The organism is Pseudomonas sp. BLCC-B112, assembly GCF_028550695.1.
Lineage (GTDB): Bacteria > Pseudomonadota > Gammaproteobacteria > Pseudomonadales > Pseudomonadaceae > Aquipseudomonas > Aquipseudomonas danubii.
This window is the reverse complement of the sequence record NZ_JAQQGK010000008.1, coordinates 156,896-178,978: the sequence shown is the minus strand read 5'-3', so window position 1 is coordinate 178,978 and position 22,083 is coordinate 156,896. Positions and strand designations below refer to the sequence as shown.

Annotated in this window: 19 protein-coding genes and 1 other RNA gene; 3 read left to right on the top strand and 17 right to left on the bottom strand. The window is 60.6% G+C overall.

Features of this window, described 5'->3' with window-relative positions:
• Positions 1-170 precede the first annotated feature (170 nt).
• The 3 genes from PQT43_RS21760 (at position 171) to PQT43_RS21750 (ending at position 3,559) form a co-directional block, all read left to right on the top strand.
• Positions 171-395, top strand: a complete 225-nt coding sequence (locus tag PQT43_RS21760; protein WP_170001488.1) for a hypothetical protein — start codon at positions 171-173, stop codon at positions 393-395.
• 190 nt (positions 396-585) lie between these two features.
• Positions 586-1,908, top strand: a complete 1,323-nt coding sequence (locus tag PQT43_RS21755; RefSeq protein ID WP_258379282.1) for an OprD family porin — start codon at positions 586-588, stop codon at positions 1,906-1,908.
• A 139-nt stretch (positions 1,909-2,047) separates the two neighbouring features.
• Positions 2,048-3,559 (top strand): sensor domain-containing diguanylate cyclase, encoded by a 1,512-nt coding sequence (locus tag PQT43_RS21750; RefSeq protein WP_267268869.1) that lies wholly within the window; start codon positions 2,048-2,050, stop codon positions 3,557-3,559.
• A gap of 67 nt (positions 3,560-3,626) precedes the next feature.
• Here the strand turns inward: PQT43_RS21750 and lpxC are convergent, their stop codons facing one another.
• From lpxC to rnpB, 17 genes are all read right to left on the bottom strand, one after another.
• The gene (gene lpxC / locus PQT43_RS21745) at positions 3,627-4,538 is read right to left on the bottom strand and encodes a UDP-3-O-acyl-N-acetylglucosamine deacetylase (protein ID WP_011063304.1); all 912 of its coding nucleotides are present in this window, start codon (positions 4,536-4,538) and stop codon (positions 3,627-3,629) included.
• A 112-nt stretch (positions 4,539-4,650) separates the two neighbouring features.
• Positions 4,651-5,844, bottom strand: a complete 1,194-nt coding sequence (gene ftsZ, locus PQT43_RS21740; protein WP_011063305.1) for a cell division protein FtsZ — start codon at positions 5,842-5,844, stop codon at positions 4,651-4,653.
• 72 nt (positions 5,845-5,916) lie between these two features.
• On the bottom strand, positions 5,917-7,176 hold the full coding sequence (gene ftsA, locus PQT43_RS21735) for a cell division protein FtsA (RefSeq protein ID WP_011063306.1): 1,260 nt from the start codon (positions 7,174-7,176) through the stop codon (positions 5,917-5,919).
• Between the two features lie 14 nt (positions 7,177-7,190).
• Positions 7,191-8,057 (bottom strand): cell division protein FtsQ/DivIB, encoded by an 867-nt coding sequence (locus PQT43_RS21730; RefSeq protein WP_102860327.1) that lies wholly within the window; start codon positions 8,055-8,057, stop codon positions 7,191-7,193.
• A 4-nt stretch (positions 8,058-8,061) separates the two neighbouring features.
• Entirely contained in the window at positions 8,062-9,018 is a 957-nt protein-coding gene (locus tag PQT43_RS21725; RefSeq protein WP_102860326.1) for a D-alanine--D-alanine ligase, read from the bottom strand.
• On the bottom strand, positions 9,015-10,469 hold the full coding sequence (murC, locus tag PQT43_RS21720; protein WP_102860325.1) for a UDP-N-acetylmuramate--L-alanine ligase: 1,455 nt from the start codon (positions 10,467-10,469) through the stop codon (positions 9,015-9,017). Before murC ends, PQT43_RS21725 begins: the two co-directional genes overlap by 4 nt.
• Positions 10,462-11,532 (bottom strand): undecaprenyldiphospho-muramoylpentapeptide beta-N-acetylglucosaminyltransferase, encoded by a 1,071-nt coding sequence (gene murG, locus PQT43_RS21715; RefSeq protein ID WP_272754560.1) that lies wholly within the window; start codon positions 11,530-11,532, stop codon positions 10,462-10,464. The genes murC and murG overlap by 8 nt, the downstream gene beginning before the upstream one ends.
• Entirely contained in the window at positions 11,522-12,739 is a 1,218-nt protein-coding gene (gene ftsW / locus PQT43_RS21710) for a putative lipid II flippase FtsW (protein WP_102860323.1), read from the bottom strand. Before ftsW ends, murG begins: the two co-directional genes overlap by 11 nt.
• On the bottom strand, positions 12,736-14,082 hold the full coding sequence (murD, locus tag PQT43_RS21705; RefSeq protein WP_272754559.1) for a UDP-N-acetylmuramoyl-L-alanine--D-glutamate ligase: 1,347 nt from the start codon (positions 14,080-14,082) through the stop codon (positions 12,736-12,738). The genes ftsW and murD overlap by 4 nt, the downstream gene beginning before the upstream one ends.
• Before the next feature lie 5 nt (positions 14,083-14,087).
• Complete coding sequence (gene mraY, locus PQT43_RS21700) at positions 14,088-15,170, bottom strand: phospho-N-acetylmuramoyl-pentapeptide-transferase (protein WP_102860321.1); 1,083 nt, start codon at positions 15,168-15,170, stop codon at positions 14,088-14,090.
• Entirely contained in the window at positions 15,170-16,537 is a 1,368-nt protein-coding gene (locus PQT43_RS21695; RefSeq protein ID WP_267268872.1) for a UDP-N-acetylmuramoyl-tripeptide--D-alanyl-D-alanine ligase, read from the bottom strand. Before PQT43_RS21695 ends, mraY begins: the two co-directional genes overlap by 1 nt.
• Positions 16,530-17,993 (bottom strand): UDP-N-acetylmuramoyl-L-alanyl-D-glutamate--2,6-diaminopimelate ligase, encoded by a 1,464-nt coding sequence (locus PQT43_RS21690; RefSeq protein ID WP_110596350.1) that lies wholly within the window; start codon positions 17,991-17,993, stop codon positions 16,530-16,532. Before PQT43_RS21690 ends, PQT43_RS21695 begins: the two co-directional genes overlap by 8 nt.
• Positions 17,993-19,732, bottom strand: coding sequence for a peptidoglycan D,D-transpeptidase FtsI family protein (locus PQT43_RS21685; RefSeq protein ID WP_267268873.1), 1,740 nt, complete (start codon positions 19,730-19,732; stop codon positions 17,993-17,995). Before PQT43_RS21685 ends, PQT43_RS21690 begins: the two co-directional genes overlap by 1 nt.
• Positions 19,729-20,022, bottom strand: coding sequence for a cell division protein FtsL (gene ftsL / locus PQT43_RS21680; RefSeq protein WP_102860317.1), 294 nt, complete (start codon positions 20,020-20,022; stop codon positions 19,729-19,731). The genes PQT43_RS21685 and ftsL overlap by 4 nt, the downstream gene beginning before the upstream one ends.
• A complete protein-coding gene (gene rsmH / locus PQT43_RS21675) occupies positions 20,019-20,966 on the bottom strand; it encodes a 16S rRNA (cytosine(1402)-N(4))-methyltransferase RsmH (RefSeq protein ID WP_162884089.1) in 948 nt (315 codons plus the stop codon). Before rsmH ends, ftsL begins: the two co-directional genes overlap by 4 nt.
• Positions 20,963-21,418: a division/cell wall cluster transcriptional repressor MraZ gene (gene mraZ / locus PQT43_RS21670; protein ID WP_019693566.1), complete on the bottom strand. Its 456-nt coding sequence runs from the start codon at positions 21,416-21,418 to the stop codon at positions 20,963-20,965. Before mraZ ends, rsmH begins: the two co-directional genes overlap by 4 nt.
• A 308-nt stretch (positions 21,419-21,726) precedes the next feature.
• Positions 21,727-22,080, bottom strand: an RNA gene (gene rnpB / locus PQT43_RS21665) — RNase P RNA component class A.
• Between the last annotated feature and the right edge of the window lie 3 nt (positions 22,081-22,083).

Sequence of the window (22,083 nt, the reverse complement as noted above, 5' to 3'; positions counted from 1 at the left end):
CCGGCGCGGACTATGGGGCACTTTCGCTGACAACCCGGCACCTGCTGGCCAGTCTCTACTGTTGTGTTTTTGGTAACAGTCCTTATCCTGTTCGGCTCTTTTTCCAGCAGCCACATGGTTATATTTTTGTCGCACCGAATTGAACTTGCTCTGCAAGAAGGTCTTCAGAAATGTCCAACAGTATGGGTTTGGCCAGCGTCTTTGTTTTGTCTTCCCTGTTCGTGGTGCCAATGGCCATGGCCGAAGAATCCCAGGGATTCGTGGCGAGAAATGCCGCACGCGCCGCCGCGTTCGAACAAGCACAGATTGCCCAGGCCGCCCAGCAGCAAAACAGCCAGCAAGCCCAGAAGATCACCGCTGAGCACAGCAAGACCGACGCTCACAAAGACAGTTGATCGGCGATAGCCACTCGTTTCCCTCGACAACTTCTCTGCTTTCAACCCTGGAGTAAGTTGTCTTAAAGCCGCTGACTTCAGCGGCTTTTTTTTGCTGTAGAGAAACCCTCTGCACATTCGTCATGCACAGAACAAGAAACAACCGAATTCACAATAAAAAATCATGTTCATTCACCAAAGGAGCTACACGTTGTTCAGGACCACGCTGAGAATCAGCCCACTATTCATTGCAATCGCTGCAACTATTCCCGCCTTGGGCCAGGCTGCCGAAGAGCGCGACAAACAGGGCTTCGTCGCCGGCTCGAGCCTCAAGCTCAACGCCCGCAACTACTACATGAATCGCAACCGGCATCAGCAAGCCGATGACAACATCGAATGGGGCCAGGGTTTCCTGGGGGTCTTCGAGTCCGGCTACACCCAGGGCACCGTAGGTTTCGGCCTGGATGCCAATGCCATGCTCGGCCTCAAGCTCGATGGCGGTGGCGGCACCGACAGTTCGAGCATCCTGCCCATCAGCGATGGCAACGGAAAAGCGCCCGCAGCGTTCTCCACCGCTGGCGCCACCTTGAAGATGCGAGCCTTCGACACCGAGCTCAAGGCAGGCGATCTGTTTCTCAACAACCCGGTGATCGCCGGGGGCATGAGCCGCATGCTGCCGCAGACCTTTCGCGGCGTCAGCCTGACCAACCACAGTTTCGACGGCTGGTTGATCGAAGGCGGCCAAGCCAGTTTCACCAAGCCTTACAACCAGAGTGGCCACAAGCGCATCGGCACCTCCTACGGCACCTTGCAAAAAGGTGACGAAAGCCTGCACCTGAATTGGGCCGGGGTCGCCTGGAGCGGCGTTCCGGGGCTGACCAGCAGCCTCTACGCCTCTGAACTCAAGGACATCTGGAACCAGTACTACTACGACCTGGACTACACCTACGCGCTCAACGATCTGGTCAGCCTCAATCCGGGCCTGCACTTCTATCACACCCAGGACACCGGCCAGGCACTGCTGGGCAACATCGACAACAACACCTACAGCCTGCACTTCACCGTGGGCGTAGGCAGCCACAGCGTCACTGCGGCCTACCAGCGGGTCAACGGCAACACGCCGTTCGACTACATCGCCCAGGGCGACAGCATCTACCTGGACAACTCCCAGCAGTACTCGGACTTCAACGGTCCCAACGAGCGCTCCTGGAAGCTCAAGTACGCCTACGATTTCGCCGGCGTCGGCCTGCCGGGCCTGACCTCGGCACTGTCTTACTCCCGGGGCGAGTTGGACCTGACCCAGGTCGATCCGGCCAGCCGCGGCTATGCCAACTGGTACAGCGCCGACGGCAAGCACGCCAAGCACTGGGAGCGCGACCTCGACCTCAAGTACGTGGTGCAAGGCGGCACCGCCAAGGACCTGGCCGTGCGCTTGCAATGGGCCACCAACCGTGGCGGCAACGGCTACGGCGCACTGGACAACGACACCGATGAGTACCGGGTGATCGTCGACTATCCGATCAACGTGTTCTAAGCCGATATGAGCAAAAGGCCAGCATGTTTTGCTGGCCTTTTTTTTATTCGGGATTTATACAGGCGCGAAGGCGTGACCGATTTCTGTAGCCCACGTCCACACTAGACTTAACTATGTCGACGTAGCAGAAATCAAAATCATGAGCGTGAGTCGTGCGACACCCCGCACAGGGAAAATCGCGTCAAATCCGGAACGTCTGTTGGTCCTGGCCAGCTCGCTGATCGTCGTGGCCATTCTCAGTATCGTCACCTACCTGTTGATCCGTGAACACGCTGCTGCCGAACAGGCTGCCACCCGTGCCGCGAACAACATCGTGCAACTGATAGAAGCGGATGTGTTGCGCAACGTCGAACTCTACGACCTGTCCCTCAAGGGGCTGATCAGTGCGGCGCAACGCGACGACCTGAAGGACGTGTCGGCGCCCATCCGCCACCTGGCGCTGTTCGACCGGGCCACCGCAGCGCCCTACAAGGGCGATATTCTGTTGCTGGACAAGCACGGCGAGGTACTTGCCGACTCGGCTTCGGTCGTGCCGCGCACGGGCAACTACGCCGACCGCGAGTACTTCCGCTCGCATATCGACAATCCAGATCCAGGCATGATGATCAGCCCCCCGTTCCGTGCCCGCACCGCCGAGCATGACTGGCGGATCAGCTTCAGTCGTCGGCTCAGCAACGAGAATGGCGAGTTCATTGGTGTCGCCGAAGCGGCCATGCGCCTGAGCTACTTCAATGAGCTGTTCAAGAATCTGGATATCGGGCGCAATGGCTCGATCAACCTGATCAGCCGCGACGGGGTTCTGCTAGCCCAACAACCGCCCCTGGCGGACGACCTGATTGGCAAGAGTTTCAGTAACCGCCCCAACTTCGTGCGCATCCTGCGCGAAGGCAATGGCAGCTTCGGCAGCGTGTCCAGCGTGGATCGGATGCACCGGCTGTACACCTTTTCCCAGGTGGGCGACCTGCCGCTGATCGTGGTTGTGGCGCTGTCCATCGACGAAGTCTTCGCTGCCTGGCAACGCACGGCGCTGCTGATCAGCGGCGCCACTGGGGCGCTGTGCATCGCCCTGTTCTGGCTAACCTGGCAACTGTGTCGCGAACTGCGGCGCCGACAGGATGCCGAGCAGGAGCTGGCGCGCCTGGCAGCTGTCGATGCCCTCACTGGCCTGGCCAACCGTCGTACCCTGGATCAAGTGATGAACAATGAGTGGGCCCGGGCCCGGCGCACCAACCAGCCCCTGTCGCTGCTGATGGTCGATGTCGACCACTTCAAGTCGTTCAACGACCGCTTTGGCCATCCACTGGGGGACCAGGCATTGCGTGCAGTGGCGCAGAACATTGGCACTTGCGCGGGACGCCCGGCAGATCTGGCGGCGCGCTACGGAGGCGAAGAGTTCGCGATAGTACTGCCGGAGACCGACAGCGCCGGCGCCGCCGTACTCGCCGAGCGAATCCGCGCCAGCATCGCCGCCTTGCCGCCTGTCAGCGAACAGGCCACACCCTTGACGGTGAGCATCGGCATCAACACCTGGTCGGGCAATCCCGATATCAGCCTCGACCAATGGGTGAGTGACGCCGACAAGGCCCTGTATCAAGCCAAGTACAGCGGCCGCAACCGAGTGGTTTCCAACATGTCACGACGCAGCAGTTGAACATTCGGGCATAAAAAAAGGCCATCCGGGGGGATGGCCTTCAAAAACAAAAGGAAAGAGAGAGTAATTACACGGCCGCGACCGGACGCATGTAAGAGATCGGTGCAGTGCTGGCATCTTCGAAGGTCACGACTTCCCAGGCATCTTTCTGCTCAATCAACTTGCGCAGTAGCTGGTTGTTCAGTGCGTGGCCCGACTTGAAGCCCTTGAACTCGCCTATCAGGCTGTTGCCTAGCAGGTAGAGGTCACCAATTGCATCCAGGATCTTGTGCTTGACGAATTCATCTTCGTAGCGAAGACCGTCTTCGTTCAGTACGCCATCCGAATCGACCACAATGGCGTTTTCCACGCTGCCGCCGAGTGCGAGGTTGTGCTTGCGCAGGTACTCGATATCACTCATGAAACCAAAGGTACGGGCGCGGCTGACTTCTTTTACAAACGAAGTGCTGGAGAAGTCCACGCTTGCACTCTGGGTGCGGTCACGGAAAACCGGGTGATCGAAATCGATCTCGAAGCTCACTTTAAAACCATCGAAAGGCACGAAAGTGGCGCGCTTGTCGCCGTCTTCCACGGTCACTTCACGAAGGATGCGGATGAACTTTTTAGCTGCGTCCTGTTCTTCGAGGCCAGCAGATTGAATCAGGAATACGAAGGGTCCGGCGCTACCATCCATGATCGGGACTTCGGACGCGGAGAGCTCGACGTAGGCGTTATCGATGCCCAGGCCAGCCATGGCCGAGAGCAAGTGCTCCACCGTGTCCACTTTGACGTCACCGTTGACCAACGTGGTCGACATCGTGGTTTCGCCAACATTTTCCGCGCGAGCAGGAATCTGCACCACAGGGTCCAGGTCGGCACGACAAAACACAATGCCGGTGTCGACAGGCGCAGGCTTGAGGGTCAGGTAAACCTTCTCCCCGGAATGCAGGCCTACACCTGTGGCACGGATAATATTCTTCAGGGTGCGTTGTTTAATCATGGCTTGGGCCGCTTCAGCGCAAATTGCGAACTGGTATCAACAAAGGCTGGCGATAATAGCAGACCATGCCTTTGCTGAACACCAATCACCCTAATACCCCTGATACATTCCATCAATCGGCCTGACGACGCAGGAATGCCGGGATGTCCAGGTAATCCAGATCATCTTGCGGATTCAGCTTCGCCGCGGTCGCCGCGTTCGACTGCGCCTGATTGCGCATGACGGTCGGACGGTCCAGGTCACGGTAGTTCACCGACGGCAGTTCCTGACGAGCAGGGGCTGGCGCTTGCGACTGAGCGGACATGGAAGTCTGAACGGTGTTGTCGATGACCTTTACAGGTTTCTCGATTTTCGCGCCCAGACCGGTGGCCACTACGGTTACATGCAGTTCGTCACGCATGTCCGGATCGATAACGGTACCGACCTTGACCATGGCGTGTTCGGAAGCGAAGGCTTCGATGATGCTACCCACGTCGGAGTACTCACCCAGGGACAGGTCAGGACCGGCGGTGATGTTCACCAGGATGCCGCGTGCACCTTCCAGATTCACGTCTTCCAGCAACGGGTTGCGGATCGCCGCTTCAGTGGCCTCACGCGCACGGTTCGGACCGCTGGCGCAGCCAGTGCCCATCATCGCCATGCCCATTTCGCTCATCACGGTACGTACGTCGGCAAAGTCGACGTTGATCATGCCCGGACGCTTGATGATGTCGGAGATACCGCGAACGGCACCGGCCAGCACGTCGTCAGCCTTGGCGAAAGCCGACAGCAGGCTGGCGTCCTTGCCGAGGATGGTCAGCAGCTTCTCGTTGGGGATGGTGATCAACGAGTCGACGCTTTCGCTCAGCGCGCGGATGCCCTCATCGGCGATCTGCATGCGCTTGCGGCCTTCGAACGGGAACGGACGGGTCACCACCGCGACGGTGAGGATGCCCATTTCCTTGGCCACTTCAGCGATGATCGGCGCCGCACCGGTACCGGTACCGCCGCCCATGCCGGTGGTGATGAACACCATGTTGGTGCCCGCCAGTACTTCGGCGATACGCTCGCGGTCTTCCAGAGCGGCTTGACGGCCGACTTCCGGATTGGCGCCAGCGCCCAGGCCCTTGGTCACGCCGGTACCCAGTTGCAGGATGGTCCGCGCGCCGATGTTTTTCAGCGCTTGAGCATCAGTGTTGGCGCAGATGAACTCGACGCCTTCGATGTTGCTCTTGACCATGTGATTGACCGCGTTGCCGCCGCCACCGCCAACACCGATAACCTTGATTACCGGACTCTGCGGGATGTTGTCTACGAGTTCGAACATTTTCCCTCTCCTTTCATTTCTCTAGTTTTTCGCCTACTGCCTACTGCTTTGAAACGGTGTTGCGGTAAATCTTTAGAAGTTGCCCTGAACCCAGCTTTTGATGCGGTCCAGCAACGCGGCCTTGGGCTCGTCGCTGCTGTAGCTGTCGCGGCTGCCGATGCCGGAGAACGAGATGCCATCGGACTGTTTCTGCAGTCCGTAGAGCAGCAGGCCGACGCCGGTGGAATAGATCGGGTTGCGCACCACGTCGGACAGGCCCTTGACACTGTGGGGCACGCCCAGACGAACCGGCATGTGGAAAATCTCCTCGGCCAGTTCCACCGCGCCTTCCATCTTCGAAGTACCACCGGTGAGCACGATGCCGGCCGGGATCAAGTCTTCGTAGCCGCTGCGTCGCAGCTCGGCCTGGATCAGGGTGAACAGTTCGTCGTAACGCGGCTCGACCACTTCGGCCAGGGCCTGGCGCGACAGCTCGCGCGGCGGACGATCGCCAACGCTCGGCACCTTGATGGTTTCGCCGGCACCGGCCAGCTTGGCCAGGGCGCAGGCGTAACGGATCTTGATCTCTTCGGCATACTGGGTCGGCGTGCGCAGGGCCATGGCGATGTCGTTGGTCACCTGATCGCCGGCAATCGGGATCACCGCGGTGTGACGGATCGCGCCTTCGGTGAAGATCGCCATGTCGGTGGTACCGCCGCCGATGTCCACCAGGCACACGCCCAGCTCTTTTTCGTCGTCGGTGAGTACCGAATAGGCCGAGGCCAGTTGCTCGAGGATGATGTCGTCGATTTCCAGGCCGCAGCGACGCACGCACTTCTCGATGTTCTGAGCGGCATTCACCGCGCAGGTCACTACGTGCACCTTGGCTTCCAGACGCACGCCCGACATGCCCAAAGGCTCACGCACGCCTTCCTGGTTATCGATCACGTAATCCTGTGGCAGGGTGTGCAGGACCCGCTGGTCAGCCGGGATTGCCACGGCCTGGGCCGCATCCAATACCCGCTCCAGGTCCGCCGAGCTGACTTCACGGTCGCGGATCGCCACGATGCCGTGGGAGTTCAGGCTGCGGATGTGATTGCCCGCCACACCGACGAAGGCCGAGTGGATACGGCAACCCGCCATCAGTTGCGCTTCTTCCACCGCGCGCTGGATCGACTGCACGGTGGACTCGATGTTCACCACCACGCCCTTCTTCAGGCCGCGGGAAGGATGGGTGCCGATGCCGACGATTTCCAGCGAGCCATCGGCCGCGACTTCGCCCACCAGCGCCACCACCTTGGAGGTGCCGATATCCAGGCCGACGATCATTTTGCCGCTTTGCACATTTGCCATGGTCCTGCCTCTTCTTAATTCTTCGCGACGGCAGGTTGCGCCGTCGTGGGTGCCGCCGGATCGCGCCAGCCCACGGCCAGGCCGTTGGCGTAGCGCAGATCGATGCGCGCGATGTTCGTGATCTGTTCTTTCAGCGTTTTTTCATAAATGGCAATGAAGCGGCGCATCTTCTCCACCAGATGATCGCGACCTAGGAGCAACTCGATACCGGGACCGGCACTGCCGGCACCGGTGGTCAGGAACCAGCTGCCGCGCTCGCGCAGCTCCAGACGGGCTATCGAAAAGCCCAGCGGCCGCAGCATCTGGCTCAACACCTGATACTGCTGCATCACTTGCTGCTGGGCCCGCTGCGGCCCGAACAACTGCGGCAAGTGTTCATAGTTCGCCAGTTCACGCGGAGTGAAGGCCTGGCCCTGGTTGTTCAACAGTGCCTCGTCGCCCCAGCGGGCCACTGGCAGTTGTTCTTCCAGGCGAATCACCACTTGGTCCGGCCACACCCGACGAACTTCGGCGTGGGCGATCCAGGGCATCTTTTCCAGCTCGGTGCGCATGCTCGCCAGGTCGATGGTGAAGAAGCTCGCCGCGACATATGGCGCGATCCGCTGCTGCACCGCCTGCTGGCTGATGTAGCTCAAGTCCCCCTGCACCGCGATCTTGGTGATCGGACGGTCGGCGTATGGCAGCAAGCGCTGGGCACCTTCATAGGTGCCAAAGCCCAACGCCACCAGCAGCACCGGCCAGAACAGGCTTTTCAGAAAACCAAAGTTGGCTTTCGGCAGGCGCACCGACATCGGCTCTTTGGCCACCATACGGCTGGCACCCCGCGGCACCGGCTTGCGGCCGGGTGCGGGTTGCTGATGACGAAGCGACGCGCCTTGCATGGACTTAACCTCTCGCCTCAAGACTGGCTGCCAGGATGGCCAGGACCAACTGCTGGAAATCCAGACCGGCCGCACGAGCGGCCATCGGCACCAGGCTGTGGTCGGTCATCCCGGGAGCGGTGTTCACTTCCAGAAACCAGAACTGCCCCTGGGCATCCTGCATCACATCGGCACGCGCCCAACCGGCGATACCGAGCGCCTCACAGGCTTTCGCCGTGAGGTCCATGAGTTCCTGTTCCTTGGCGCTATCGAGGCCGCATGGAATCCGGTACTGGGTATCGGAAGCCAGGTACTTGGCGTCGTAGTCGTAAAACGTGTGGGGAGTGCCCAACGCGATCGGTGGCAGCACCTGGCCACGCAGGGTTGCGATGGTGAACTCCGGACCCTGGATCCATTGCTCGACCAACACTTGCGAATCGTAGGTACTGGCCGCCTTCCATGCCTCGATCAATTCGGGCGCGGAAGTCACCTTGGCCATACCGATACTGGAGCCTTCATGAGCCGGTTTGACGATCAAAGGCAGGCCCAGTTCCGCCACCGCGGAAATACAGTCGGCTTCCGAACTCAGGACCGCGTGACGCGGCGTCGGAATACCCAGGCTGTGCCAGACCTGCTTGGTGCGCAGCTTGTCCATGGCCAGGGCCGAAGCGAGGATGCCGCTACCGGTGTAGGGAATCCCCAGGCATTCCAGCAGGCCTTGCATGCTGCCGTCTTCACCGCCACGGCCATGGAGAATGATGAAGGCGCGATCGATCTTCTCGCTCAAGAGGCGCTGCAGCAGGTCGTCACCGACATCAATACCGAAGGCGTTCACACCGCCACTCTGCAAGGCTTCAAGCACGGCCTTGCCGGACTTCAGCGACACTTCGCGCTCGGCGCTCTTGCCGCCGTAGAGCACGGCAACGCGACCGAAATCGCTCGGCTTTACGGTGGAGAACAGGTTGGCGTAGGCAGCTGTCATTTCGCCCCCTTGCCAGCGGCCACAGCACCGGCGAACAGCGGGCTGTTGAGCAGTTTTGGCGCCAGGCCACCGATATCACCGGCGCCTTGGCACAGCAGGATGTCACCAGCACGCAGCAGTGGCTTGACCAGCGGTGCCAGGTCGACGCCTCGCTCGATGTAGATCGGGTCCAACTGGCCCCGTTGCCGAATGCTGTGGCACAACTGGCGGCTGTCAGCGCCCGGAATCGGCTCTTCACCGGCCGGGTAGACCTCCATCAACAGCAGCACGTTGGCATCGGCCAGCACCTGCACGAAGTCGTCGTACAGATCGCGGGTACGGCTGAAACGGTGCGGCTGGTAGACCATCACCAGACGGCGCTCCGGCCAACCGCCACGCACGGCCTTGATCACTGCCGCGACCTCGGTCGGGTGGTGCCCGTAGTCGTCCACCAGCATGACGTTGCCGCCTTCCACCGGCAGTTCGCCGTAGACCTGGAAGCGCCGGCCCACGCCCTGGAAGCCCGACAGCCCCTGGACAATGGCTTCGTCGCTGATGCCTTCGTCGGTGGCGATGCAGATGGTCGCCAGGGAGTTCAGCACGTTGTGGTTGCCCGGCATGTTCACCGACACGTCCAGCGGCTCGCGGTCACGACGCAGCACGGTGAAGAAGGTCTGCATGCCTTGCTGGCGTACATTGATGGCACGCACATCGGCTTCTTCGCTGAAGCCGTAGGTCACGGTCGGACGCTTGACCTGCGGCAGGATATCGCGCACCACCGGATCGTCCAGGCACATCACCGCCAGCCCGTAGAACGGCAGGTTATGCAGGAAGTCGACGAAGGTTTTCTTCAGTTTGTTGAAGTCACCGTCGTAGGTCGCCATATGGTCAGCGTCGATGTTGGTGACCACGGCCACCAGCGGTTGCAGATGCAGGAAGCTGGCGTCGCTTTCGTCGGCTTCGGCAATCAGGTAACGGCTGGTGCCCAGCTGGGCATTGGTGCCCGCTGCATTGAGCCGACCACCGATGACAAAGGTCGGGTCCAGACCGCCGGCGGCGAACACCGAAGCCAGCAGGCTAGTGGTGGTGGTCTTGCCGTGCGTACCAGCCACGGCAACGCCGTGACGGTAGCGCATCAGCTCGGCGAGCATTTCCGCCCGCGGCACCACCGGAATACGCCGTTCCAAGGCAGTGGCGACTTCCGGGTTGGAGGTGTTCACGGCGCTGGAAACCACCAGTACATCGGCGTTCGCAGCGTTCTCGGCGCGGTGGCCGATAAAAATCTGTGCACCGAACGACTCCAGGCGCTCGGTGACCGGCGACGCCTTGAGATCGGAACCGGAGACCTGGTAACCCAGGTTCAGCAGCACCTCGGCAATCCCGCACATGCCCACGCCGCCAATACCGACGAAATGGATACGACGGATACGGCGCATTTCCGGTTGCGGCATGGCTTTTTGATTCTCAACCATGGGCCACCTCCAGGCAGATATTCACCACATCGCGGGTGGCATCGGGTTTGGCCAGGCGGCGCGCAGCCTGGGCCATCTTGTCGAGTCGTTCTGGTTGCATCAAAACCTCTGTCAGGCGAGCGGCAAGGTCCGCTGCACCAGTCGTTCTTTGCGGCATCAGGAAGGCAGCACCTTCACGAGCCAAATATTCGGCATTGCGGGTCTGGTGATCGTCGATCGCATGGGGCAAAGGCACCAGCATCGAAGGCAGACCGGCAGCAGCCAGTTCGCTGACGGTCAACGCGCCTGCGCGACAGACCACCAGGTCGGCCCAGCCGTAGGCTTGAGCCATGTCTTTGATAAAGGGCTGCACTTGCGCCTCGACGCCGGCGGCGCGATAGCGCTCTGCAGTGACTTCATCGTGGTTTTTACCAGCCTGATGGAACACCTCCGGACGCAGCTCGGGGGCGACCTGTGCCAGGGCTTCCGGCAATAACTTGTTCAACGGCTCTGCCCCCAGGCTTCCGCCCAGGATCAGCAAACGCGCCTTGCGTCCGGCCAGGGCCTCGCGCGGTGTGTCGAGGAACAGTTCGGTGCGCACCGGATTGCCCGTGGTGCGGCGGCTGTCGGAGGCTCCGAAGGTGTCCGGGAAAGCTTCGCAGACTCGGGCGGCCAACGGCACCAGCAGCCGATTGGCGGTACCGGCCACAGCATTCTGCTCGTGAACGATCACCGGCACCCCCGACAACTTGGCGGCAACACCACCAGGGCCGGTCACATAACCACCAAAACCCAGCACACAGACCGGCTTGATTTGCCGAATGATCCGCCGGGCCTGGAGCACCGCCTTGATCAGGACGAACGGCGCCTTGAGCAGGGACAGCTTGCCCTTGCCCCGCAGCCCGGTGACGTTGATCAAATGCAGCGGCAGGCCAGCCGCCGGTACCAATTCGTTCTCGATCCCACGGGGAGTACCCAGCCAGTGCACGCTGTAGCCACGGGCCTGGAACTCGCGGGCACAAGCCAGCGCCGGGAACACGTGGCCACCGGTGCCGCCCGCCATGATCAGCACGTTAGCGCCCATGGATCGGCTCCTCGGCAAAGTCACTCTCACTGAACTCCATCTCTTCACTGCCCAGGTGGGTCCTGCTCTCCCATTCGATACGCAGCAACAATCCGAGGCAGGCGCAGCAGATCACCAACGAACTACCGCCATAACTGAGGAACGGCAGGGTCAGCCCCTTGGTCGGCAGCAGACCGACGTTCACCCCGATATTGATCAAGAACTGACCAATCCACAGGAACGACAAGCCATAAGCCACATAAGCGGCAAAATACTGCTTGGCTTTCTCGGCCCACAGGCCGATGTACATGCCGCGTATACAGACGAATACGAACAGCGCCACCGTGCACAAGGAGCCCACGGCTCCCAGCTCTTCGGCCAGCACCGAGAACACGAAGTCGGTATGAGCCTCCGGCAGATAGAACTGTTTCTGCACACTATTGCCCAGGCCCACGCCTAGCCACTCGCCACGACCGAAGGCGATCAAGGCCTGGGACAGCTGGTAACCGGCACCGAACTGGTCCGCCCAGGGGTCGGCAAAGTTGGTCAGACGGGCCATTCGATAGGGCTGCATCTGAATCAGCAAGACCACCGCCGCCACCGCCAGAAGCACCATCAGGGAAAACCGGAACAGCCCGACACCGCCGAGGAACAGCATCGCCGCCGCGGCGCCCATCATCACCACGGTGGCACCGAAGTCCGGTTCCATCAGTAGCAGGCCCGCCATTGGCAGCAGAACGATGAACGGCTTGAAGAAGCCCATCCAGCTTTCACGCACTTCCTTCTGCCGCCGCACCAGATAGCCGGCGAGGTAAATCACCACGAACACCTTGGCAATCTCGGAGGGCTGAACGTTAAAGAAGCTGAAACCGATCCAGCGCATCGAACCGTTCACTTCACGGCCAATCCCCGGAATGATCACCATCACCAGCAAGCCGAAGGCACCAATCAACATCATCCAGCCCAGGCGCTGCCAGGTGGCGATGGGAATCATCATGGTGACAATGCAGGCCCCCAGGCCCAACACGATGTAGATAAGGTGGCGAATCATGTAATACAGGGCACTGCCCGACTGCGCCGCTGCCACTTCGGTAGAGGCCGATGCAATCATGACCAGCCCCAGGCCGAGCAGCGTCAGGCAGCCGGCGAGCATCGGGAAATCAAGATCGATGCCACGCCCAGTGATGAGCGGTGACGGATATGGCTTGATGATGTTTCGCAGATTCATGCCAGTTCCTCCACGACGCGGACGAACTGGTGACCCCGGTCTTCGTAGTTCTTGAACATGTCGAAACTGGCACAGGCGGGAGATAGCAACACCACGTCGCCAGGCTGCGCGGCTGCGCGGCATTGAGCCACAGCGTCGGCCAGCGAATCGGCACGAATCAGCGGCACGGCATCGCCGATGGCCTCACCGATCTTGTCGGAGTCACGGCCCATCAAGACCACCGCGCGACAGTTGGCCGCCACCGGGTCCCGCAGATCCTTGAACTCGGCGCCCTTGCCGTCGCCACCGGCGATCAGCACGATCTTGCCAGCGATGTCCGCACCCAGGCCTTCGATGGCAGCCAGTGCGGCGCCGACGTTGGTGGCTTTGGAATCGTTGTAATAGCCCACGCCATCCACGTCGCGAACCCACTGGCAACGGTGCTCGAGGCCGGCGAAGGTGCGCAGGGCCGAGAGCATCGCGTCGAACGGCAAGCCGACTGCATGCCCCAGGGCCAATGCCGCCAGGGCGTTGGACTGGTTATGGGCACCACGGATTTTCAGTTCGCGCACCGGCATCAGGGTCTGGAACTCGAAGGCCAGGTACTTCTCGCCGTTCTCTTCCCGCAGGCCAAAGCCCTTGAAATCGGGCTTGCCCAGGCCAAAGGTCCAGCACGGCAGGTTCTCGCTCAACAACGGCCGGGACAGCGCATCCTGGCGATTGACCACCACTTGCCGCGCGCCCCGGAAGATCCGGTGCTTGGCCAGGTGATAGGCCGGCAGACCGCTGTAACGGTCCATGTGGTCTTCGCTGATGTTGAGCACAGTGGCCACTTCAGCGCCCAGCTGGTCGGTGGTCTCCAGCTGGAAGCTGGACAGTTCCATCACGTACAGCTCGACATCGTCGTTGAGCAGATCCAGAGCCGGAGTACCCAGGTTGCCGCCCACGGCGACCCGCTTGCCCGCCGCAGCGGCCATCTCGCCCACCAGGGTGGTCACGGTGCTTTTCGCGTTGGAACCGCTGATGGCGACAATCGGCGCCTTCGCGTTACGCGCGAACAGCTCGATGTCACCGGACAATTTCACGCCACGGGCAGCAGCGGCCTGCAGGGCCGGGGTCGCCAGGGCCAGGCCGGGGCTCACGTAGAGCTCGTCGGCACGGCACAGGAACTCGACATCCAGCTCGCCACAACGCACCTCCACCTGCGGGTAGTCACGACGCAACGTGGCCAGCTCAGGTGGATTCTCCCGCGTATCGGCCACCGCAAAAGCCACGCCCCGGTTCGCCAGGAAGCGAACCAGGGACATGCCGCTCTTGCCGAGGCCGACAACGATGCGGAAGTGGTCAGAAGCGATCAGAGACACTCGTTCTACCTCAGCTTCAGGGTGGCAAGGCCGATCAACACGAGGATCACGGTGATGATCCAGAAGCGGACAATCACGCGAGGCTCGGGCCAGCCCTTGAGTTCAAAGTGGTGGTGGATCGGTGCCATGCGGAATACACGGCGACCGGTCAATTTGAAGGAAGCGACCTGGATCACCACCGACAGGGTCTCCATCACGAACACGCCGCCCATGATGAACAGGACGATTTCCTGACGGACGATCACCGCAATGGTGCCCAGGGCCGCGCCCAGCGCCAGTGCGCCGACGTCGCCCATGAAGACTTGTGCCGGATAGGTGTTGAACCACAAGAAACCCAGGCCGGCACCGATCAGCGCACCGCAGAAGACGATCAGCTCGCCCGCCCCCGGTACGTAAGGAATCAGCAGGTATTCGGCGAACTTCACGTTACCCGACAGGTAGCAGAAGATCCCCAGCGCGCCGCCGACCATCACGGTCGGCATGATCGCCAGGCCATCGAGGCCATCGGTCAGGTTGACCGCGTTACTCGAACCGACGATGACGAAGTAGGTCAGGACCACGAAACCGATGCCCAGAGGAATACTCACGTCCTTGAGCATCGGAATCAGCAGGGTGGTTTCCACCGGACTCTGTGCGGTCATGTAAAGGAAGATCGCGGCGCCCAGGCCGAACACCGACTGCCAGAAATACTTCCAGCGGCTGGGCAAGCCACGGGAGTTCTTCTCGATCACCTTGCGGTAGTCATCGACCCAACCGATGGCGCCAAACGCCAGGGTGACCACCAGCACTACCCACACATAGTGGTTGCGCAGGTCGGCCCAGAGCAGCGTGCTGATACCGATGGCGGAAAGAATCAGCGCGCCGCCCATGGTCGGCGTACCGGACTTGGACAGGTGGGACTGCGGACCGTCATTACGCACGGCCTGGCCGATCTGCCGGTTTTGCAGAGTACGGATCATCCACGGACCCAGGCACAGCGCCAAAGACAGCGCAGTCAGTACCCCGAGAATCCCGCGCAGGGTCAGGTACTGAAAGACCGCGAAGCCTTTGTAGAACTGTTGCAGGTACTCCGCTAGCAGCAGCAGCATCAATGTTTCTCCGTGCTCGAGCCGCACAAAGCCGCGACGATGTTTTCCATCACCGCGCTGCGCGATCCCTTGATCAAAATGGTGGTATTTGGGTCTTGCTCGACGTCCAGGGCGGCAATCAGATCAGCCTGGCTGGCGAAGTGGCGCGCGTGTTCGCCGAAGGCGGCAACGGCATGAGCCATCATCGGGCCTACGGCGTAGAGGGCCGAAACCTTGCCAGCGGCATATGCACCTACTTCGCGGTGCCCCTGCTCCGCCCACTCGCCCAACTCGCCAATGTCTCCGAGCACCAGGACGGTGCGGCCGGAAAAGCCGGCGAGTATATCAACGGCGGCACACATTGAGGTGGGGTTTGCGTTGTAAGTGTCATCGATCACCCGCATGCCGTTCTTGGACAGTTGGGCAACGGTGCGGCCCTTGACCGGCTGCACAGCGTTCAGGCCAGTGACGATGCCGAACAGCGAGACACCCATGGCATGGGCTGCGGCAGCAGCAGCCAGGGCGTTGGCCACGTTATGGGTGCCAAGCAGGTTAAGTTGCACCCTATCCACGCCCTTTGGGCTGTGCAATGTGAAGGACGGGCAACCACGGGCATCACGACCGATATCCGAGGCATGGAAATCTGCTGCGCTGTTGTCCAGGGCAAAGCTCAGCACCTGGCGACCGGCGGCTCGGGTCTTCCAGATTGGGAAGGCCTTGTCGTCCAGATTGAGCACCGCGATCCCGGCGCTATCGAGCCCCTCGAGAATCTCGCCCTTGGCTTCGACGATTTTCTCCGGGCCGCCGAACTCACCGACGTGAGCGGTACCTGCATTATTGATGATCGCCACATGGGGGCGAGTCATGGCCACGGTGTAGGCGATTTCGCCGATGCGTGACGCACCCAGCTCGATCACCGCAGCGGTGTGTTCGGGGGCCAGTTCCAGCAGTGTCAGCGGCGCGCCCAGATCATTGTTCAGGTTGCCCCGGGTTGCCAGCACTGGACCACGGGTACGCAGGATGCTGGCCAGCATCTCCTTGACCGTGGTCTTGCCGCTGGAACCCGTCACCGCAGCTACCGGCTGGGTAAAGGCGCCACGATTCAGAGCGCCCAATTGGCCGAGGGCCAGACGGGTATCCTTGACCAGCAACTGAGGCAGGGTGCTGTCGGGAACTTCACGTTCAACCAACGCGGCTACGGCACCTTTGCCTGCCACTTCGCTCAAGTAGTCATGGCCGTCAAAACGGGGGCCCGTCAAGGCAACGAACAACTGGCCCGCCTGAATCGCCCGGCTATCGATACTGACACCACTGAAACGCACGTCGCCCGCGATCAAGCGGGCATCCAATGGGGCCGATACTTCACTGAGCAGCAAGGCTTTAAGCATGTGCCACCTCCCATGCGGTCAAGGCCTTGTCGGCTTCAGCAAGGTCGGAGAAGTCATGGCGCTGGCCATTGATCTCCTGATAATCCTCATGGCCCTTACCCGCCAGAACCACCACATCGTCTGCCGATGCGGCGGCGATCAATCGAGCAATGGCTAGGCCACGACCGGCAACAAAATCGACCTTGTCTACCGCGCTGAAACCAGCACGGATGTCGTCGAAGATCTGCGCAGGGTCTTCGCTGCGTGGGTTGTCATCGGTGACCAGCACACCATCTGCCAGGCGCTCTACCACCTCGGCCATCAGCGGACGCTTGCCACGATCGCGGTCACCGCCGCAGCCGAACAGGCAGAGCAGACGCCCCTTGGCGTGAGGGCGCAGGGCCAGCAATACTTTTTCCAGGGCATCCGGAGTGTGGGCGTAATCCACGACCACCAGGGGCTGAGTACCACCACCCAGGCGTTGCATGCGCCCGGCAGGGCCTTCGAGCTTGGGCAGCACGGCGAGAATTTCGTCCAGTGCATACTCCAGGCCCAACAAAGCACCGACCGCAGCCAGCACATTGCTCAGATTGAAGCGTCCGAGCAGAGCGCTGCGCAGATGGTGCTCGCCCTGCGGAGTCACCAGGGTTGCGCGAACGCCGTCGTCGTCGAAGGTCGCCTCACGGCAATACAGATAAGCAGAGGCATCCTCGAGACTGTAGGTAATCAGCCGTGACTCGTGCTTGTCCGCTGCCAGTTGCCGGCCGAACTCATCATCGAGATTGATCACCCGGCAACGCAGGTCGGTCCAGTTGAAGAGCTTCGCCTTGGCTGCGCCATAGGCTTGCATGGTTCCGTGGTAATCCAGATGGTCACGGGACAGATTGGTCAGCACCGCAACATCGAAAGCCAGGGCCGCCACGCGCCCCTGATCCAGACCATGGGACGAGACCTCCATGGCCACCGCCTTGGCGCCGGCGTTTTTCAGGTCAGCCAGGGTCGCCTGCACAGCGATAGGGTTAGGCGTGGTGTGCAAGCCACTTTCCAGCGCGCCATAGAAGCCAGTACCCAGCGTGCCCACCAAACCACAACGCTGGCCCAGCAGATCCAGTGCCTGAGCCACCAACTGGGTGACGCTGGTCTTGCCGTTGGTACCGGTCACGCCCAGCAGATTCAGCTGGCGGCTTGGATCACCATAAAAGCGTCCGGCAATATCCGACAGTTGCGCCGCCAGGCCCTTGACTGGAATCAGCGGCACATCAGTCAGCGGCAATACAGTTGCGCCTTCCACCTCATAGGCCACTGCAGCAGCACCGCGCTGCAAGGCGTCGGCAATATGCGCACGGCCGTCAAACTTGGCGCCGGGTACCGCCAGGAACAAATCACCGGCACGTACATTGCGGCTGTCCAGCGTCAACTCGCGGATCAGCAGATCGCGACCAGCGTGGGCGAATATCTTGTTCAGGCTAAGAGACATTAGCCGCGCCCTCCATTAGCTCGTACTGGGGTACCGGGCACCGCATTGGCCTGTTGCGTGGCCGGCAGATTATCCGGAGTGATGTTCATCAGGCGCAGGGTGCCGGACATCACTTTGCTGAACACCGGAGCCGATACCAGGCCACCGAAGTAACCGGCCTTGCTCGGCTCGTCGATCACCACCACGATGGCATAACGCGGATCGCTCATCGGGCCGAAACCGGCAAACAGCGAACGATAGGAATTCTCGGCATAGCCTTTGGTGCCGACCGAAGTCTTGCGCGCGGTACCGCTCTTGCCAGCCACGTGATAGGCCGGAACCTGGGCACGGAACACGCCCCGGGGCGCCTCGATCACCTGCTGCAGCATGCCCTGCATAGTCTTGGCGACGTTTTCCGGAATCACCTGGGCGGTTTGCGGGGTCTTGTCGGATTTGATCAGCGTCAGTGGAGCGATCCGCCCATTGTTGGCCAGCACGGAAAACGCGTGGACCAGCTGGATCGCGGTCACCGAGAGACCGTAGCCATAAGACAGGGTCGCGGTTTCAGCCTTGCGCCACTCACGGTAGTTCGGAAGGTTGCCGACTCGCTCGCCAGGGAAGCCCAGGCCGGTGTCCTGACCCAGGCCAATCTTCTGTGCCAGACGAAAAATGGCTTCACCACCGATATCGAAGGCGATCTTGCTCATGCCGACGTTACTGGAGTTGATCAGGATGCCGGTCAGATCAAGCACCGGCCCTTCGGTCTTCGACACGTCACGAATGGTGTATTTACCCAACTGCAGGGTGCCCGGATAGACCTCGACAGTATCGCTGGGCTTCCAGCGACCGGTTTCCAGAGCGGCACTCATGGAGATCGCCTTCATGGTCGAGCCAGGCTCGAACACGTCGATCATCGCGCGGTTACGCATCATCGCCGGCTGCAAATTGCGGCGGTTGTTCGGGTTGTAGGTCGGCTGGTTGACCATGGCCAGGATCTCGCCGGTCTTCACGTCCATGATCACCAGGCTGCCGGCCTTGGCGCCATTTTCGACAATGGCATTGCGCAGCTCACGGTTGGCCAGGTATTGCAGGCGCAGGTCAATCGACAACGCCAAGGGCTTGCCGGCCTTGGCGTTCTTGGTGACTTGGACATCCTTGATCAATCTGCCGCGCCGGTCCTTGATCACCTGGCGCTTGCCGGGAACACCGGCGAGCCATTCGTCATAGGCCAGCTCGACCCCTTCGCGGCCACGGTCGTCAATGTCGGTAAAGCCAACCATGTGCGCGGTCACTTCGCCGGCCGGATAGAAGCGCCGGAACTCCTCAATGCCATAGACGCCCGGCACCTTCAGATCGAGCACCGCCTGGCCCTGCTCCGGAGTCAGGCCCCGGACCAGATAGATGAATTCTTTATTGGCCTGAGCTTCAAGACGCTTGGCCAACGCCTTGGGGTCCTGACCAAGAGCCATAGCCAATGCTGGCCAGCGGTCCTTGGCCAACTGCATTTCCTTGGCATTGGCCCAAAGCGTGGTCACTGGCGTACTCACGGCCAGAGGCTCGCCATTGCGGTCTGTGATCAGGCCACGGTGAGCGGGAATAGGGATGTGCCGGACACTGCGCGCATCGCCCTGCCCCTTGAGGAAGTCACGGTCGACCACCTGCAGATCGATAATGCGCCAGCCAATCGCCGACACCATGATCGCAAGCAGACCCAGCACCACACGGAAACGCCAGGGGTAGAGAGCGCCTTCAAGTTTCATGGCGCCACCATGCGGACTTCAGCCGCGCCAGGGATATGCATCTTCAGCTGTTCGGTGGCCAGCACTTCGATCCGGCTATGAGCGGTCCAGGTGCTTTGCTCGAGAATCAACCGTCCCCATTCGGCCTGGGCCTTGTCACGCACACTCAACTCGCCATACAGCGTATTGAGTAATTGACGATTCCAGTGGGCGCTGTAGGTAACCGCAATCGCGGAAACCAAAACGCCAACGAATAGCAGAAGCATGAAAAAGCTTCCGCCTGGAAGAGGCTTGGCGAAGAGCTTGCTCACCGAAGCTTCTCCGCAACACGCATGACCGCACTACGGGAACGGGGATTGGCTTTGAGCTCGGCCTCGGAGGCGAACTGCGCTTTGCCATGAATCTTGATTTTCGGCACGAAGGCTTCGAAACGTACCGGCAGGTTGCGCGGCAGATTGTCGGACTCGCCCTTCACCAGGCGTCGCATGAACAATTTGACGATGCGATCTTCCAGGGAGTGGAAGCTGATCACCACCAGGCGACCACCCACTTCCAGCGACTCCAGCGCCGCTTCAAGGCCAGCCTCGAGATCGCCCAGTTCGTTGTTAACGTGGATGCGCAATCCCTGGAAAGCCCGAGTAGCAGGATTCTTGCCCTTCTCCCAGGCAGGATTGGCGACTTTCAACACTTCGGCCAGATCGGCGGTGCGTTCGAAGGGCTGGATTTCACGACGCTCGACCACGGCCCGCGCCATGCGCCCGGAGAAGCGCTCTTCGCCGTACTCCTTGAACACACGGGCAATTTCCTCGACGGGCGCGGTGGCAATGAACTGCGCAGCGCTGATGCCACGAGTCGGGTCCATGCGCATGTCCAGAGGGCCATCATTGAGAAAGCTGAAGCCGCGTTCAGGATCGTCCAGCTGTGGCGAAGACACGCCAAGATCCAGCAGAACACCACTGACCTTGCCTGCCAGGCCGCGCTCCGCGACCTCCGAACCCAACTCGGCAAAACTGCGCTGTACAACGACAAAGCGGCCGTCTTCGGCCGCTAGCGCTTGCCCGGTGGCAATCGCTTGGGGGTCCTTATCAAATCCGAGGAGCCGGCCCTCCGTTCCGAGCTTGCTGAGAATCAAGCGGCTATGCCCGCCACGGCCGAAGGTGCCATCCAGATAGCAGCCATCAGGGCGCACGGCGAGAGCCTCGACGGCTTCGTCAAGCAGCACGGTGATGTGGTTAAAGCCGCTATCAATAGTCACAGGATCAAATCACGCAGTTCATCAGGCATCGCGCCCGGTTGTTGAATAGCCGCCAGGTCAGCCGCAGAAACAGCATCCCAGGCATCCTCGTCCCACAATTGGAACTTGTTCAGTTGGCCCACCAGCATTGCGCGCTTATCCAACTTGGCATATTCACGCAGGCGCGGCGGCACCAGAAAACGACCACTGCCATCGAGCTCAAGATCAACGGCATTACCAATCAGCAAACGCTGCAAACGACGGTTTTCTTCGCGAAGCGAAGGCAATGCGCGCAGTTTGGTTTCTATCAGCTCCCACTCATCGAGGGGGTAAACACACAAACAAGGATCAACAGCGTCGATAGTGACGATTAATTGCCCGGAACTTCGCGAAACGAGCTCGTCACGATACCGGCTCGGCATGGCGAGACGGCCCTTCGCATCGAGACTGATAGCGTTAGCTCCGCGAAACACGTCAGCGTTTCTCCAAATTTTAGCGTTTTGCGCTCAAAAAACCCACTTCATGCCACTTTCTGCCACTTGCGCACACTATAGGAATGCGCCCACACCACCGTCAAGGCGCGCAGCGACGGAAAAGCCTTATAGAACGGAGATTTAGGAGACTAAGAGGAGAGATAACGAGAATTCGGAGGGCATTCCAGAGCATCAACTTCAAACAGCTCAATAAGCTGCAGCATGAAGTTAAAGTAATTTATTAAGAGTAAGATTTTTTCGGTATTACAGAAACGCTTCTGCTATTGATTCAAGCAGGGAGGGAAAAGGTGGAGAGTCGATCTGTAAGCCGGGTTCTGTCGAGGACAGTCATTCCTCTACGATGGCCATCACTGGACATCTTTAGCAACCTACCCGGTTCCAGCGCGGGCCACGCCTTGGAACCCTATTTGGTCTTGCTCCGAGTGGGGTTTACCTAGCCACGAACTGTTACCAGACGTGCGGTGCGCTCTTACCGCACCTTTTCACCCTTACCGGCACCGAAGTGCTTAGGCGGTTATTTTCTGTGGCACTTTCCGTAGGCTCACGCCCCCCAGGCATTACCTGGCACTCCGCCCTATGGAGCCCGGACTTTCCTCCCCCCTCTAATTTTCATAGAGGGCAGCGACTGTCCAATCGACTCTCCG